Below are 14,214 nucleotides of genomic sequence, written 5' to 3'. Positions count from 1 at the left end.
CTGGTCCAAAAGCATCTCAGGGTGGCTGGCGTCACTCGATCAGCACCGGGCACATCTTGAGGTGAGATTACAGGATGCCCTGTCCTCCCCCTCGGCCGATGCAGCACAGGTTGCGGAACTGAGGACAGAGAGGCTTCGCGTGGCGGATGAACTCTCAACCCTTGCCCGGTACGTGCGGGATGAATTCCGCGAGGACCGGGCGGCCAACGAAGGAACAACGCCGACTGATTGCTGAGGAGCGAACTCACCAGCCCTAGTCAGCGTGATGCCCGGAGATGGTCACCCCATCCCGGGCTCGCGGAGATCACGCGGGCTTCCGCAGGATCCATTTCGGCCCGCTTAACTCGATCGGCAGACCCTGTGCCGCCGCGAACTCGTCCGCTGCCTGCTTCACGCCGGGCCAGGGATAGTCGTCGCCGATCAGGATGCCTCCCGGCCGTAGCAGCGCCCAGTAGGCTTCCACGTCGCGCCGCACCGCCCCGTATTCATGCGCGGCGTCGATATGCACGAGGTCCAGGTTCAGCCGCAGCCGGGCCAGGATGGCAGCAGCGTTGTCGCTGGTTTGCGGCAGGGGCACGACGCGCTCGGAATGGCCGGTCAGCACCATGTTCGAGAGGAACTGCCAATACAGGCCGGGCCAGCCATGCACGAGGCCAAGACTGTCCATAATCCGGTCCTTGCGCGCCCGGTTCCAGTGCTCGACGCTGCCCAGGAAGGTGTCCACCGCCAGCAGGGCAGAGTCCGGCCGCACCCGCCGCATGGCCTCCGCAAGAGTGGCCGTGGACTGGCCCTTCCAGGCACCGAGATCGAGAGCAAGCTCGGGCCGCACCTCGCCCACCGAGCGCATCAGCGCGGGATGGGCGCCATTCCAGCCCTGCAGGTCCAGTTCCCGGATGGGCGAGAAGCCGGCATAGATGTCGACGCCGTACAGCGCCTCCATCACCCGGGCCGCGGTGGGCGTGAGCGGCCGGGGCGTGGCCTCGGTCAATGGATCTCGTCCGCCCGCGACAGCGCCTCGCGCAGTGCCGCCACGCTGAAGTCGCGGGAGGCGCAGAGGTCGAGGATCACCTTTTCGCGCCGCGATAGCAGTTCGATCGCCGAGGGAATCTTCGTCACGGCGTCATGCGGAATCACCACCGCTCCGTGGCGGTCGGCATGCACCACCGCATCGTGGTGACAGGCCATGCCATGCACCGTGACCTCCTGCCCGTACTGCACGATATGCACATAGGCGTGGGAGGGATTTACGGCGCCGGCGATGAGTTGGAAGCCTGGGGCGAGCATGTCGAGGTCGCGGATGGACCCATTGGTCACGCAGCCCTGCGCACCGATTGCCTTGTGGACGTTGGTGTTCACCTCGCCCCAGAAGGCCCCGGTGCCGGGCGTGTCGTCCAGATCCTGGAGGACGACGACGGTCGGCATGGCAGCCTCCGCAACATATTCGTACCAGCCAATACGGGCGGCGCGATCCACCTCCTTCGCGCGCCCCGAGGGAGCGGCGGCTCGGATGGTACCGGTGCGCGCCAGGCCACAAATCGGCGGCAGGGTGGTGTTGGCGGGCACCAGCGGCCGCACGGTGAAGCCATAGCCGCGCCTATGCGGGGCCACCATCTCCAACGCGTTGCAGATGGTCGGGGTGTCCCAGGCGCGCAGGGCCTCAAGATCTTGGGCAGTGAAGGGATATTCGGGCATTCGGTGCCGTTCCTTTGAGCGTCCTCGCAACTCGCAGCATCGCCGCGCGGGGCGTCGAGGGCAATCAGCGCCAGCTAATCAGCGGCAGTAGGGCTCCTTCCTCTGCCTCCTCGCCTGCATGACGGCCTCCGGCTTGGTCCAGGCCCGTGCCGAGGCCTGGCCTCACCGTATGGATACCTCCTCCCCTCACACTGTTGCCTGGGGGGCCGTGCTGCTGACGGCACACGGCATGCCGCAGGAGCGCAATGCCGAGGCCAACCGCCTGAACAGGGATGCGCGGCGCTTTATCCTGGGCGCAGGCGCGGCCGCGCGGTTGTGACGGAGCCATTGGCCCTGCTGGAAGCAGCCTCAGGCACTGGCAGCGTCGCCTTGGCTGGCTATGAGCCGCGCTAAATCCTGCCGAAGGGATACTGCGCCGGCGCTGGCCGAGCTGTTCCGCAGGCCGCCGCTCGGCGCGACAGGGAGCGTCTCTTGTTGCTCCGATATTCTGGCGCAAGCGGATGGAAAGGCGCTCTTCCTCTTTCCGAACGGGGGGGCAGCGGCGGATGACATCGCCGCTCTCCCTATCCGCCGGCCCTGACTCATGACAGGCCAGAGGACATGGTCACCAGGGTTGGGGAGCCGGATCCCGTACCCGGTCAGCACCCGCTCGTCGGCCTGGGCCGGTTGGCGCGGGCGTATGACTGCGGAAGGCGATGGTGAATTCCTCAAGCATTGCAGCGGGGCGTCCATCCAGCAGAATGGTGCCGTCCGCAGCCAGGGCTTGTGCGCGGCGGCCGATGCGGCGCAGATCGATTCGGTATTCCACCTTTTTTGGCCGGCCGATCGGAACCGGCAAGCGGCGGAACCGGCCGGCCTGCAGGGAAACCGGCTGCCCCTCGAAGCCCATCCAGGCGCCGTAATGTTCGAGGAGGCGTATGAGGATGCAGGAATCCGCGAGGGCGTCGCCTGTCACCATCTCCGGCCCAACGGAGGCGCGCACCGCGCCGAGCCCGTGCCGCCCATCGCGAACACCAAGGGCGAGGATGATGCCAGGCCCCGCCCAGCGCGGCTCGGGCGGTTCTGCATACGAAATGTTGATCGCTGCGGGGGATGGTCCGGCGTTGTCATTGACGCCGACCATCGTCATCGCGGCGGACCTGGTTAGGGTCATGCCAACGGGCATTGTCCGGGGGTGGCAGGAAGTCTGGTCGAGCATGGTGAGATCGCCCATTCACGGCCTATGACCCCTAAAACTCACATTTTTGAGAGACAAACATCATCAGTTTTGGGGATCGCTTGTGTGAAGCCGTTCAGCGAAGCCATCCGAAGCAAAAATGCCACACCCCCCATCCGCACTGAGTGCTGATGGAAACTCTCCTGCCGATCATCGACCAGATCTATGCAGCCGCCGCTGGGGAGGCGCCCTGGGATGCGCCCATCACGGCGCTCCGTGACGCAGTCAGGGCAACCACTTCCGTCCTTTTCGCTACGCCCCGGCCGGAACGCGGCATGGAAACCCTGTATGGTACGTCCTTCGATCCGGCCGATATTGAGGCCTATCAACTTTACTATCACCGCCTCGATCCCTGGCTGCTGCGCCTGCACCCGCTCCTACAGACCGGCCGCCCCCCGGTCCGCGTAGTCCGGGGAGAGGATCTCGTCCCGCAGGACGTCCTTCGGAGCCTCGAGTTCTACAACGACTTCTTCCGGCATGTCGGGCTGGAATGGGTCGTGGGCGCAGTCGGGCGTATCGGGGATGGCGGCACCTTCAATCTCGGTTTCCATCGCCCCAGGAACCAGGAGGGGTTCGACGCGGGAGACCTGAAGATCCTCGGAGCCACGGCCCCACATCTGCGGCGGGCCCTGCAGCTTCGGGAACAGCTTCGCAGCGCGCCGGCCGCCCTCCAGACCCGCGTGCTCGATGCGCTGCCGGTGGCGGCCATCGTGCTCGATCCCGAATTGGCCGTCCTCCATGCCAATGCCCCGGCGATCCGGCTCTGCGGGCCGGATACGGCGATTCAGCTTGCCCGGAGTGGGGCAAGGCCTGGCGGACCTGCCATCATGCGGCTAGCGGGGGCGGCGGAGACAGCGCGGCTCTCGGTCCTTGTGCGAAGTGTCGCTCTGAATGGCAGTTCCGGGGGTGCCTTCCGGCTGGCTCCAGGGCCGGAAGGCCGCAAATTTCCCATCGCCCTCCTTGTCTCTCCCTTGCCTTCTGGATTGCATCCCGGCCCGGCGGTGGTGGGGCCGGGACGAAGCAAGGGGCTGGCCCTGGTCATGCTCCGTGCGCTCGGCCGTACAGCGCCGCCTCCGACCTTGCTGCAGGATCTCTTCGGACTCACTCTCGCCGAGGCGGAGGTGGCTACGGGTCTGGCCGGTGGTACGCGGGCCGAGGAGTTGGCCGCCCAGCGCAGCGTGAGTCTCGCCACTATTCGCGCCCAGATCCGGGCTGTGCTGGAGAAGACCGGCACGATGAACCTTCGGGAGATGGAGGCGCTTCTGGCTTCCTTGTCGCCGCCGGGGGCCGCCATCGCCGGCTGAACAGCGCCGCTCCAACAACTTCATGGAGCGTGCCGAAGGGGCGGGTACCGGCATCCGGGGTGCCGGTGCGTCCGCCGATGCAGGCGGCGACCGCGGCGGTCGGCAGTCAACATCAGATCATAAAAAAGGCACCTCCCCGGCGGGGAAGGTGCCTGCTGACAGTAGTTCCCGGGTGGCTACCTGCGCCGCCGACCGCCGCGCAGCTTCGGCCAGAGGGCGGCGAGCGCAATGCCGCCCAGCGCCATCAACGGCGCCGCCTGAGTGGTGAAGCCGCTGACAGCCGACTGCGCCGCGCCGGTCAGCGCTACGTTGCGGACAGCCTGCGCCTCGATCTCCTCCCGCGGCGTCGTGCTGCGCGAGGCCAGGAAGACGAACACACCGGCCAGAATCAGGTCCGCCACCAGCACCAGCAGCGCCGAGGTGATCGGCCCGAAGCTGTTGCGGGCGATGTACCAGCCGAGCACATGCAACATGACGAAGGCCGCCACGCCCATGAGGCCGGCGGCGGCGTAGAAACCCATCTTCGTCGCCGTGGCGCTGGCCTTCGCCTTCAGGCGGCGGCCTTCCGCCTGCGCCGCCATTCCGACCAGGCTGAAGGTCCGCAGCATGCCGGCGTCCCTCTCAGCGGCCCAGGATGCGGGCGAGGATATAGCCCGCCGCCGCTGCGATCAGGATGGATTGAGCCGGCCGCTCCCGCACTCGGTCCGCCACCGCCTCATATTGCACCTGGGCGGCATCGCTGGCCCGGGCGGCATAACCCTCCGCCATGTTCTTCGCCTGGGACAAGTACTTCTGGCGGTCAGCGTAAAGCTCCTCCACCTGCTTGCGCAGCTGGGCGATCTGCTCGGCCGCGCTGGTCGCGGCGTCATTCACGGCGGTGGCAGCATCATCAACAGTCTTGCCTGCCTCGGTGTTCGCGGCCATGGGTCCCTCCTTCGGACATGTCCTGGTCCCGACCGCAACGCGCCCCCGGCAGGGGGGTTGCGAACCGCGACGCGTCGCCCGCAACCGCCAGCCCATAGCCCGCGTTCCCGAAAACAGTGAACAAAGCGAATAACAAGTGGGAGCGAGCGCGATGCGGATCGGTCGCATGATGATGATGCTGATGTTGGCGGCACTGATCGCCGTGCCCGTCGCCTATTCACAGCTCTACCCGGTGTTGAACGGCGCGGAGCACCTTCTTACCAGCTTTGCACCGGAAGGAACGGCGCTGGAGACGGTCCAGGTCGCCGCCGTGGCAGACTGATCGGCGCCGCGCTCAGCGCATCATCGCACGGGGCGCGGCATTCTCACGGATCGGGAAGCGCACCGTCCATTGCGTGCCACCTCCCTTTTCCATGCCACCCTCAGCGCTCAGTTCCAGACGCCCGCCCTTAAGCTGCCCGCCGAGTTGCTTGGCGAAACCCTCCATCAACTGCAGGCCCAAACCGCGAGGACGGTCCTTCCGGTCCGGCAGCCCGATCCCGTCGTCACGCACGATAAGCGTCGCCTCCTCCCCTTCTGCCGCAAGGCTGAGCCAAACGGTGCCGCGTGCCTCTTCCGGGAAGGCGTGCTCCACCGCATTGCCCAGGGCTTCCGTAACCAGCAGGGACAGAGAGACGGCTTGGTCGATCGAGATCTCGATATCCGCCACGTCCATCTTCAGAGCCAGCCGCTCGCCCGGCGCCTCGTTATGCGAGGCGAATTGCTGGTTGGCGAGTTCTGCCAGGAAGGCCGGCAGCGAGATCGCCTCGAAGGAATGCTGCATGTAGAGATGGCGGTGCAGCGTCGCCAGCGCGCGCACACGGTTGCGCGCGGCCAGGAACTCCTCCGCGGCGGCCGGATCACCGATGCGGCCGGCCTGCAGGTTGAGCAAGGAGGAGACGATCTGCAGGTTGTTCTTAACACGGTGATGGATCTCGGCCATCAGCGCGTCGCGTTGTTCGAGCGCGGCCCGCAGATCGGCCTCGCGCCGAGTCAGGGCGGCGGCGGCCTCGCTGAAGGCCTGTTCCACGGCACGCACCTCGCGCGGCTCAGTTCCGGCAGGACTGACGCGGAAGGCATTGCCCGGCCGCCAGCCCCGCACGCGCATAGAGAGCAGCCGCAGCGGCCGCACCATGGCGAGATCCGCGCCCACCACGATGGCAGCAAGGCAGGCGACCAGGAAAGTTGCCAACTCCGTGACGCGCTGGATGAGGATGGTGCGGGCGGTTTCATTCGAGGCGGCGACAGGGTGGCCGATCACGAGCCGCAGGCCGGGATTCAGCCGAGCACCGGCATAGGCCACCTCCCCCGCCGGCCCCTTTTCCAGCACCACCTGTTCGTTCTCACCAAGCCGGGCGAGAAGATCCCGAGGAAGGTCGGGCGTGGCGGTGCCGCCGGGTGCCAGGACATGGTCATTGCGGTCTACCAGCCAAACCGAGTCGGCCTCGCGGCGCGCTGCGCCCGGTACCGGCCCATAGTCGCGCAACACCAGCAGGCCGATAACCGCCCAACTCGCCCCGCTGCCTGAGCCTGGCACGGCCACCGGCAGCACGGGCACCCGTCCGCCGCCCCCCGGCAGGAAGGCGCCATAGGCGGCAGTGCCGCTGGTCAGCGCCTCCCGCAGCACGGGTTGCGGATCATATCCCTCGGGAAGCCCGCCACAGAGAGGCGACTGGCCGGTCGTTACGACGGCCAGATCGGCAATCTCGCCAGCATGAAGATCGATCACGCGGCGGAGCAGGGCCGCGCAGCCCAAAAGCCCGCCATCGGCGAGCGGGTCGCGGCGCGCCACGGCAGCCAGGACCGACTCGGAGGCACTAAGAGCGGAGCCATAGCGCACCGCCATGAGGGAGCGCACGGCCTCTGCGGCGCGCCGGCCCTCATCCAGCGCGACGCGGTAATCCTGAAGGGCATTGGCAACCGCTATGGCCGCCACCGGGATGCCGGCCACCATCAGCAGCACGATCATTCGGCCGCGGATTCCGCCGAGCACGGCGGAAGCCCAAAGGCGCAGGCCCATAGCGGGCTGCCTGCGCGGAAGCGGGTCGTCGTCGCGCGGGGCCCCGCGCGCGGGAGGGCCGGATAACGCCGAGTCGTCCGGCACCTGTCGTCAGCCTTGCTCGCGATCCTGCTCGATCAGGCGCAGGAGCTCTTCGGGGATCGGCTCTCGCATCACGTCATCGAACATCTGGTGCAGGCCGCGCTGAAGCCAGAGGTCAAAGGCAGCTTCGGGCGCGGCTGAGCCGCGCCCGTTCATTGTCCCCTGATCCGTCTTTGCCACGGGCGTCGCTTTCTTCCTGCGCGTAGTCTCTGGCATCCTCAGACAGGGGTCGCATACCCCATCCCAGCTTCATCCAGCGCAGTATGACGGCGCGCGGCCCGAGGGGAAGAGGCAGACTTGCGAGCGGCCACCTTGGGCGCCTCCACGCCCCGCTCCTCGCCGGTCAGCCAGCGCTGCAGGGTCTGGCGGGCGCGGAAGACGCGGCACTTGGCGGTCCCCACGGCGCAGTCCATCGCCGCAGCCACCTCCTCGTAGGACATGCCCTGAACGGTGACCATCACCAGGGCGGTGCGCTGCTCGGCCGGCAGGCGGGCCAGGTGGCCGCGCAGTTCGCGCATCACCAGGCTGTCCTCCTGCGCGCCGGGGCGGGCGAAGGCGCTGCTCGGCACATCGTCGATATCGGTCGTCTCGCGCTTGCGGCGGACGTCGGAGATGAAGCGGTTCCGCAGGATGCGGAACATCCAGGCCCCGAAATTGGTGCCAGGCGTGAAGCTGTCCTTGGCGGCCAGAGCGGAGGTCACGGCGGCCTGAACGAGGTCATCGGCATCGGCCCGGTTCCGGGTCAGCGCCAGAGCCTGAACGCGCAGCCGGGGCAGCGTGGTCACGAGCAGCTTGTGGAAATCGGCCGCGGTATGGGTCGGGCGGGCGGCAACGGTCTGGGTCATAAGGATCTCCCCTCTGCTCGAACTACACCCGACCAATGCACCGGCGCCGATTTCGGTTACCGCCGGAGTGATCACGAAAACGACAAGGATTTTTAACCCTGCGGCGGTTCCTCCATGCCGTAGCGGGCGGCCAGGGCCCGCCGGGCGCGGGAAACCCGAGCCTTCAGGGTGCCGACCTGCACGCCGGCCACCCTTGCGGCATCCTCGCTCGAAAATCCGAGAGCACCCACCAGCACCAGCGCCTCCTGCTGCTCTCGCGGCAGATCCGCCATGGCGCGGGCCAGTCCCATCATCTCCATCTGATGCTCCTGTCCGGCGGGCATCTCTTCCTGTAGCGTGACCCGGTCCATGGCACGCTTTCGCGCGGCGGCACGGCGCCGGTTCTCGAACCAGGCATTGCGCAGGATCGAGAAGGTCCAGGCCCTGAGGCTGGTGCCGGGCTGCCACTGATCCTCGGCCCGCAACGCACGCAACAATGTGTCTTGCACGAGATCGTCGGCTGCGGCCGGATCGCGGGACAAGAAGCGGGCGAAAGCCCGCAAGTCGGGGAGAAGGCGCGTAAGAGCCGGGCGGAAATCCTGGTCGATCGTCTTGTACCCGGCGAGTGAGGGGCCGCGAGCCGCATCGACGCGGCGCGCGGCGTCCCTATGTGGAAGACCCGGTCAGGGCAGCCATAAGGGCGGCCCGGGCGGGGTGTTGGAGGACTATCACGGATGAATGCCGCCACGCAGGGGGAGTTGCTTCGTACCCTGCCTTACGCCCGGCGCTATGCTCGGGCCCTGACTGGAAGCCAATCGCGCGGAGACGCGCTGGTGGCGCAGGCGCTCCGCGTCGGCTTGCCGCCGGAGGTGCCGGGGCCGATTGCGCTCTTCGCGGGCATCAGCCGCATGGTGCCTGATGCGCCGGGGGAGCATATCTCTGCAAAACAGCGCCAGCTCCTGCTTCTCACCGCGCTGGAGGATCTTTCTCTGCCCGACGCCGCGCTGGCCGTTGGTCTGCCGCTGCCGGAGGCCCACCGGCAGTTGGACCAGGCGCGTGAGGCGCTCCGCGCCGTCGCGGCGACCGATATCATGGTGATCGAGGACGAACCGATCATCGCCATGGATATCCGCCAGCTCGTGGAAAGCTGCGGTCACAACGTCGTCGGTATCGCCAGTGGCGAGACAGAAGCGGTGGAAATGGCCCGTGAGTTGAGGCCTGGGCTGATCCTGGCCGACGTGAATCTCGGGCCTGGGGGTGACGGCATCTCGGCTGTGCAGCGAATCCTGCAGGAGCAGGACACGCCGGTGATCTTTGTCACCGCCTATCCCGAGCGCCTGCTGACAGCGGAGCGGCTGGAGCCCGCCTTCATCATCAGCAAGCCCTTCGAGCCGGTGGCGCTGGCCATCGCGACCTACCAAGCGGTGTCGGGCGGCGTCTCGCTGGCCTGATCCGTCCCCCCTGTGGCGCAGCCGGGCAACTGCCCGGGGCGCGCTCCCGTTTCTCTCCGTGACGCCCGCTTCGGCGCGGGCAGATGGAGGATGCGATGGATTGGGACAGGCTGGCAGGCGATTGGAGCAACATGGGCGCCCGGATCCGCAAGGACTGGGGCAAGCTGACCGAGGAGGACATCAGCAAGGCCGGCGGACGCCGCGACCTGCTGTTGGAGCGCATCCGTGAGCGCTACGGAATCGGGCCCGACGAAGCCGAGAGGCAGTTGCAGGAGTGGGCCTCGTCCGAGGACACGCAGAACTCCGGACAGACCGTCCGATAAGCTTGCGTTCCGGCCTGTGTAGCGTGCCGGCAACGGTGCGTGGCAGGGCGGCAACCGGCTTTCGGATGCGACGTTCTGGGGGACGTATCTTCCTCAAGGGAATCGCTCAATGCTCTACTGGACCGTCATCTTTCTTATCATCGCGCTCGTCGCAGGCGTTCTTGGCTTCGGTGGCGTAGCCTCGGCGGCCAGCGGCATTGCGAAGGTCCTGTTCGTCATCTTCCTCGTGCTCTTCCTGGTCTCCCTGGTCGCGGGCCGGGGCTGGATCTGACGCTTCCATGCTACGCCGCACGGCGCTTCTGGCCGGCCTCGCGACTTTCGTCGCGGGGCCGGCTCTGTCTCAGGAAAATGAGTCCCGGCGGGGCACTGAGCGCCTGTGGTTTGACCCGACACAGCTTCCAAGCTTCACCGGTGTCGTGGACCGCTACCTCATCAATCCCGAGGGCAAAACGGACCGGCTGCTGTTCCGCGAGGGACCGCAGGTGATCTTTCCCGAGGATGTCGCGGATGGGATCATGGCGGCGGTGGAACCCGGGCATTCGATCATCGTCTACGGCATCCGCGCGCGGAGAGCGCCCGTCATCATGATGCTGGCCTGGGCGAAGGACAGCAGCATGCAGCCCCGCTTCGTCGACCGACCCGCCTGGACCTTTCCGGAGTTCCGCGCCTCGAACGAGCCGCTTCAAGTGTCCGGAACGGTTCGCGCGCCGCTCTATACACCACAGGGCGACGTGATCGGCGCGATCCTTGATGAGGGCGTGGTCATCCGCCTGCCCGCTGGTGTCGCCGCAGCGCTCGGTGACCGGTTGAGTCCGGGACACTCCATCGCCGCATCAGGCCATGGGGCAACAGTGCTGGGACGGGGCAAAGCACTGGATGCCGACCGAATCGGGGAAACCCCGGACAAGCTGGAGCCGCTGCCGGCCTCCGCCGAACAGACACGGTGACGCCCGTGACGATGCGGCCCGGAGCAGGCGAGGCCCCGAATAAGCGAGATAGGGCGTGAGTGAGAACTCGGGAACGAGCATTCAGATTCAGACCGGGGCGGTCCGGGCCTTCCTCCGCTTAGCAGGCGGATATTTTCTGCGGGCGGAAGGCGCCAGATGGCTCACTCTGCTGCTGCTGGCCCTGACGCTGCTGCAGATCGGCATCCAGATCCGCTTCAATCTCTGGAACCGGGATTTCTTCAACGCGCTGGAGAACCGGGACCGCGACGCCTTTCTCTGGCAGATGCTGCTGTTTCTCGGTTTGGCCGCTGCGTCCATGATCACAGCGGTGTACCAGCTCTACGTCAAGCAGCTCGTACAGCTCCGCTGGCGCGAATGGCTGACCGCACGACTTCTCTCCCTCTGGATGGCGGATGCGCGGCATTACCAGCTGGAGCGCACGGGCGAGGCCGACAATCCGGATCAACGGATCGCGGAGGATACGCGCCTGGCGGTGGATCTGGCCGTGGACTTCGCCACGGGCATTTTCAACTCGGCGGGGATGCTGATTGCGTTCATCGGCATCCTCTGGACCATTTCCGGCGCACTCAGCCTGACGATCTTCGGGCATGCGATCACGATCCCGGGCTACATGGTCTGGGCGGCGCTGATCTACGCGATCATCGGCTCGGGCCTGACCTATCTCGTCGGTCGGCCAATGGTGGCACTGAACTTCTGGCGTACTGCCAAGGAGGCGGATTTCCGCTTCGGCCTGGTTCGCGCGCGGGAGAGCAGCGAAGGGATCGCGCTGATCGGCGGCGAGGCCGATGAGCGACGCGGGCTACAGCGCCTTTTTTCCAATGTCGCCGATGCCGTACGCGACCTGATGAAGAGCCAGCGCCGGCTGATGTGGCTGACCAGCGCCTATGGAATGCTCACTTCCGTCTTCCCGACAGTGGTCGCGGCACCTTCTTATTTCTCCGGCGCGATCACGCTCGGGGGGCTGATGCAGATCGGCTCCGCCTTCGGCTCGGTGCAGGCTTCGCTCAACTGGTTCGTGGACAACTTCCCGCGGCTGGCGGAATGGCGCTCCAGCGTCGAGCGGCTGCTCTCCTTCCGTGAATCCCTGCGCGTGATCGAGGAAATGGTGGCTGAGCCGGACCAGTCCACGATTGTGCGCGTGGAAGGACCGGCCGGCGAGGAAGAGAAGGTTGCCTTCCGCGATGTGCAGGTTGCCTTCTCGAACGGGTCTGTCGTGATTGCCGAGGCGACCGCCGAGATCCGTGCCGGCGAACGCGTGCTGGTGAAGGGTGAATCAGGAACGGGAAAGAGCACGCTGTTCCGCGCCTTCGCCGGCATCTGGCCGTGGGGCAGTGGCGAAATCCACATGCCGCCGCGCGAGGCGACGATGTTCATGCCGCAACGCCCCTATTTGCCGCTGGGTACGCTGCGCGGGGCGCTCTCCTATCCCAATCCGCCGGAGACGGTATCAGACGAGGCCGGAATCGCGGCGCTGGAGCGTGTGGGCCTCGGACACCTGGAAGGCAAGCTGGACGAGGAGGCACGCTGGGACCAGGTGCTGTCGCTGGGTGAGCAGCAGCGCCTCGCCTTTGCAAGGCTGCTACTGCAGAAGCCGCGCTGGGTCTTCATGGACGAGGCAACGGCCGCACTCGACGAGGAGAATCAGGACGCGATGATGCGGCTGGTTTTGGAAGAGTTGCCGAAGAGCGCCCTCATCTCGATCGGCCACCGGCCTGGGCTGGATGCGTTCCATGAGCGAACCCTGCATCTGCAGCGCGGGCCAGAGGGGGCGAAGCTGGCCATGCGGCAGCGTGGCCGGGTGCTACGGCCGCGCAAGACAATCAAGATTCGCAACCCGTTCCGTCGCCGGCCCGGGCAGACTGCAGCATAGAACAGCCCGCTTCTCTCCAGGATCGATCATTGATCCGGGCGGATGCCCGCCGCCCGGATCGTCGCGCCCTACCTCCCTCGCCCGACCTGGATCAGGCGCGTGGCGTCGTCTGGACTGCCGGGCAGAGGAACGGCGCCACGGACGCCAGGCGTTCAGCCATGGCCCGGTCGGACAGGACTTCCCGGACGGCCCTGGCTAAGGCGCATGACGACCTAATCTTGCGGCTTGGTCGACGCGACGAGAGCGAACCAGCCTCAAGGTGGGCACGCCTCCAGCCCTCCTCTCGCGGCGTGGGTGTCTAAGGGGGGAGCGGCGAGCGGCGCTCGCCCGGTACGGCGATGCTGCGCAGTTCATCGCTCTAGGGGCATGTGCCGGATGGCAATGCCGGCCAGACGCTTGAGCAGTTTGCCGCCCAGATGCTGCACCGCTCCGACTCCGGTGTAGGCGAAGGCAACGGCGAGGCTTCCCGGCTTCTGGCAGGCCTGGGCGATCAGGTCGCTATTGGTCCGGATCGGAACGGCGGGATGTACGACCAGCACATACGGCGCGCCCGCAGAGAGCGCGATCGGCCAGAAGTCACGAACCGGATCCCAGCCTGCATTCGGATAAAGTTCCGTCGGAGTGGCGTGGAAGCTGGGCACGAATAGCAGCGTGTAGCCATCCGGCACAGCACGGGCGACAGTCTCCGCGGCGATGATGCTAACACTGCCGCGATTCTCGACACCACAGCTGCTGGGCCATAGAAGTAAAGGTCGGACTTTACACTGTCGTAGAACGGCAAACGGCCCAGCATCTGTCGATGCTGGGCCGTCGTAAACTTGGATGCGGGGACAGGATTTGAACCTGTGACCTTCAGGTTATGAGCCTGACGAGCTACCGGGCTGCTCCACCCCGCGATGGTCGGGTTTTCTTGGGGTGAAAACCCGTGGTGGTGAGATCCGTCTTGGATTGATCTGGTCTGGTGGCCTGGCGCCGACCGACTCTCCCGCGTCTTAAGACGCAGTACCATAGGCGCTGAGGAGTTTCACGGCCGAGTTCGGGATGGGATCGGGTGTGGCAACCTCGCTATAGGCACCAGGCCACCGGGCCAGATCAAGGGACGGATGGGGGTGGTGATGGGGATGGTGAGTGGGGTGTTTTGAGTTTTGAGTGCGTGTTGGTGCTGCGTGCGGTGAGGGCGCGAGCCCTCTTGCGGCGGGAAGTTATGAGTTCGATCGGGCGATTAGGACCGCTCAGCTGCGCTCGTTACCGAGCTTCCACTTGCGGCCTATCGACGTGCTGGTCTTGCACGGCCCTTGGGGAGACCTGGTTTTGAGGCTGGTTTCCCGCTTAGATGCCTTCAGCGGTTATCCGTTCCGCACTTGGCTACCCGGCGATGCGACTGGCGTCACAACCGGTGCACCAGAGGTGCGTCCATCCCGGTCCTCTCGTACTAGGGACAGATCCTCTCAAGTCTCCAACACCCATGGCAGATAGGGACCGAACTGTCTCACGACGTTCTA

At 66.4% G+C, this 14,214-nt stretch carries 17 protein-coding genes, 1 tRNA gene and 2 rRNA genes; 7 read left to right on the top strand and 13 right to left on the bottom strand.

The window, feature by feature from the left end; genetic code table 11:
* Positions 1-304: 304 nt before the first annotated feature.
* The 3 genes from ACO1BU_RS02290 to ACO1BU_RS02280 all read right to left on the bottom strand — a co-directional run bounded on the left by ACO1BU_RS02290 (position 305) and on the right by ACO1BU_RS02280 (position 2,845).
* On the bottom strand, positions 305-988 hold the full coding sequence (locus ACO1BU_RS02290) for a class I SAM-dependent methyltransferase (RefSeq protein WP_424134278.1): 684 nt from the start codon (positions 986-988) through the stop codon (positions 305-307).
* A complete protein-coding gene (locus tag ACO1BU_RS02285) occupies positions 985-1,692 on the bottom strand; it encodes an RraA family protein (protein WP_424134277.1) in 708 nt (235 codons plus the stop codon). The genes ACO1BU_RS02290 and ACO1BU_RS02285 overlap by 4 nt, the downstream gene beginning before the upstream one ends.
* A 604-nt stretch (positions 1,693-2,296) precedes the next feature.
* Positions 2,297-2,845 (bottom strand): hypothetical protein, encoded by a 549-nt coding sequence (locus tag ACO1BU_RS02280; RefSeq protein ID WP_424134276.1) that lies wholly within the window; start codon positions 2,843-2,845, stop codon positions 2,297-2,299.
* A gap of 194 nt (positions 2,846-3,039) precedes the next feature.
* On the opposite strand from ACO1BU_RS02280, the gene ACO1BU_RS02275 reads away from it, so the two are divergent.
* The gene (locus tag ACO1BU_RS02275; protein WP_424134275.1) at positions 3,040-4,212 is read left to right on the top strand and encodes a helix-turn-helix transcriptional regulator; all 1,173 of its coding nucleotides are present in this window, start codon (positions 3,040-3,042) and stop codon (positions 4,210-4,212) included.
* Between the two features lie 176 nt (positions 4,213-4,388).
* Here ACO1BU_RS02275 and ACO1BU_RS02270 read toward each other — a convergent pair whose 3' ends face one another.
* Both ACO1BU_RS02270 and ACO1BU_RS02265 read right to left on the bottom strand, forming a co-directional pair.
* Positions 4,389-4,820, bottom strand: a complete 432-nt coding sequence (locus ACO1BU_RS02270; protein WP_424134274.1) for a hypothetical protein — start codon at positions 4,818-4,820, stop codon at positions 4,389-4,391.
* A gap of 13 nt (positions 4,821-4,833) precedes the next feature.
* On the bottom strand, positions 4,834-5,136 hold the full coding sequence (locus tag ACO1BU_RS02265) for a hypothetical protein (RefSeq protein WP_424134273.1): 303 nt from the start codon (positions 5,134-5,136) through the stop codon (positions 4,834-4,836).
* A gap of 151 nt (positions 5,137-5,287) precedes the next feature.
* On the opposite strand from ACO1BU_RS02265, the gene ACO1BU_RS02260 reads away from it, so the two are divergent.
* The gene (locus tag ACO1BU_RS02260) at positions 5,288-5,458 is read left to right on the top strand and encodes a hypothetical protein (protein WP_424134272.1); all 171 of its coding nucleotides are present in this window, start codon (positions 5,288-5,290) and stop codon (positions 5,456-5,458) included.
* Positions 5,459-5,470: 12 nt separating this feature from the next.
* Here ACO1BU_RS02260 and ACO1BU_RS02255 read toward each other — a convergent pair whose 3' ends face one another.
* From ACO1BU_RS02255 to ACO1BU_RS02240, 4 genes are all read right to left on the bottom strand, one after another.
* On the bottom strand, positions 5,471-7,195 hold the full coding sequence (locus ACO1BU_RS02255) for a sensor histidine kinase (protein ID WP_424134271.1): 1,725 nt from the start codon (positions 7,193-7,195) through the stop codon (positions 5,471-5,473).
* Positions 7,196-7,285: 90 nt separating this feature from the next.
* Positions 7,286-7,432 carry a NepR family anti-sigma factor gene (locus ACO1BU_RS02250; RefSeq protein WP_424134596.1) on the bottom strand — a complete coding sequence of 49 codons (147 nt, stop codon included), beginning with the start codon at positions 7,430-7,432 and terminating at the stop codon, positions 7,286-7,288.
* A 62-nt stretch (positions 7,433-7,494) separates the two neighbouring features.
* On the bottom strand, positions 7,495-8,121 hold the full coding sequence (locus ACO1BU_RS02245; protein WP_424134270.1) for a sigma-70 family RNA polymerase sigma factor: 627 nt from the start codon (positions 8,119-8,121) through the stop codon (positions 7,495-7,497).
* 92 nt (positions 8,122-8,213) lie between these two features.
* Positions 8,214-8,642 (bottom strand): sigma-70 family RNA polymerase sigma factor, encoded by a 429-nt coding sequence (locus tag ACO1BU_RS02240; protein ID WP_424134269.1) that lies wholly within the window; start codon positions 8,640-8,642, stop codon positions 8,214-8,216.
* A 192-nt stretch (positions 8,643-8,834) separates the two neighbouring features.
* Between ACO1BU_RS02240 and ACO1BU_RS02235 the strand changes: the two genes are divergently transcribed.
* The 5 genes from ACO1BU_RS02235 to ACO1BU_RS02215 all read left to right on the top strand — a co-directional run bounded on the left by ACO1BU_RS02235 (position 8,835) and on the right by ACO1BU_RS02215 (position 12,712).
* Positions 8,835-9,551: a response regulator gene (locus ACO1BU_RS02235; protein WP_424134268.1), complete on the top strand. Its 717-nt coding sequence runs from the start codon at positions 8,835-8,837 to the stop codon at positions 9,549-9,551.
* 95 nt (positions 9,552-9,646) lie between these two features.
* The gene (locus ACO1BU_RS02230; RefSeq protein WP_424134267.1) at positions 9,647-9,874 is read left to right on the top strand and encodes a CsbD family protein; all 228 of its coding nucleotides are present in this window, start codon (positions 9,647-9,649) and stop codon (positions 9,872-9,874) included.
* 109 nt (positions 9,875-9,983) lie between these two features.
* Positions 9,984-10,145: a DUF1328 domain-containing protein gene (locus tag ACO1BU_RS02225; protein WP_073136696.1), complete on the top strand. Its 162-nt coding sequence runs from the start codon at positions 9,984-9,986 to the stop codon at positions 10,143-10,145.
* Between the two features lie 7 nt (positions 10,146-10,152).
* Positions 10,153-10,821, top strand: coding sequence for a hypothetical protein (locus tag ACO1BU_RS02220; RefSeq protein WP_424134266.1), 669 nt, complete (start codon positions 10,153-10,155; stop codon positions 10,819-10,821).
* A gap of 55 nt (positions 10,822-10,876) precedes the next feature.
* A complete protein-coding gene (locus ACO1BU_RS02215) occupies positions 10,877-12,712 on the top strand; it encodes an ABC transporter ATP-binding protein/permease (RefSeq protein WP_424134265.1) in 1,836 nt (611 codons plus the stop codon).
* Positions 12,713-13,062: 350 nt separating this feature from the next.
* Here ACO1BU_RS02215 and ACO1BU_RS02210 read toward each other — a convergent pair whose 3' ends face one another.
* From ACO1BU_RS02210 to ACO1BU_RS02195, 4 genes are all read right to left on the bottom strand, one after another.
* On the bottom strand, positions 13,063-13,536 hold the full coding sequence (locus ACO1BU_RS02210) for a tripartite tricarboxylate transporter substrate-binding protein (RefSeq protein WP_424134595.1): 474 nt from the start codon (positions 13,534-13,536) through the stop codon (positions 13,063-13,065).
* Positions 13,532-13,608 (bottom strand) — tRNA-Met (locus ACO1BU_RS02205). The genes ACO1BU_RS02210 and ACO1BU_RS02205 overlap by 5 nt, the downstream gene beginning before the upstream one ends.
* A gap of 68 nt (positions 13,609-13,676) precedes the next feature.
* A 5S ribosomal RNA gene (gene rrf / locus ACO1BU_RS02200) occupies positions 13,677-13,791 on the bottom strand.
* Positions 13,792-13,913: 122 nt separating this feature from the next.
* Positions 13,914-14,214 (bottom strand): 23S ribosomal RNA (locus ACO1BU_RS02195); the annotation flags it as partial.

The organism is Roseomonas chloroacetimidivorans (assembly GCF_049629625.1).
Taxonomy (GTDB): domain Bacteria; phylum Pseudomonadota; class Alphaproteobacteria; order Acetobacterales; family Acetobacteraceae; genus Roseomonas; species Roseomonas chloroacetimidivorans.
The sequence above is the reverse complement of the archived record's forward strand: the minus strand, read 5'-3'. Positions and strand labels throughout refer to the sequence as shown.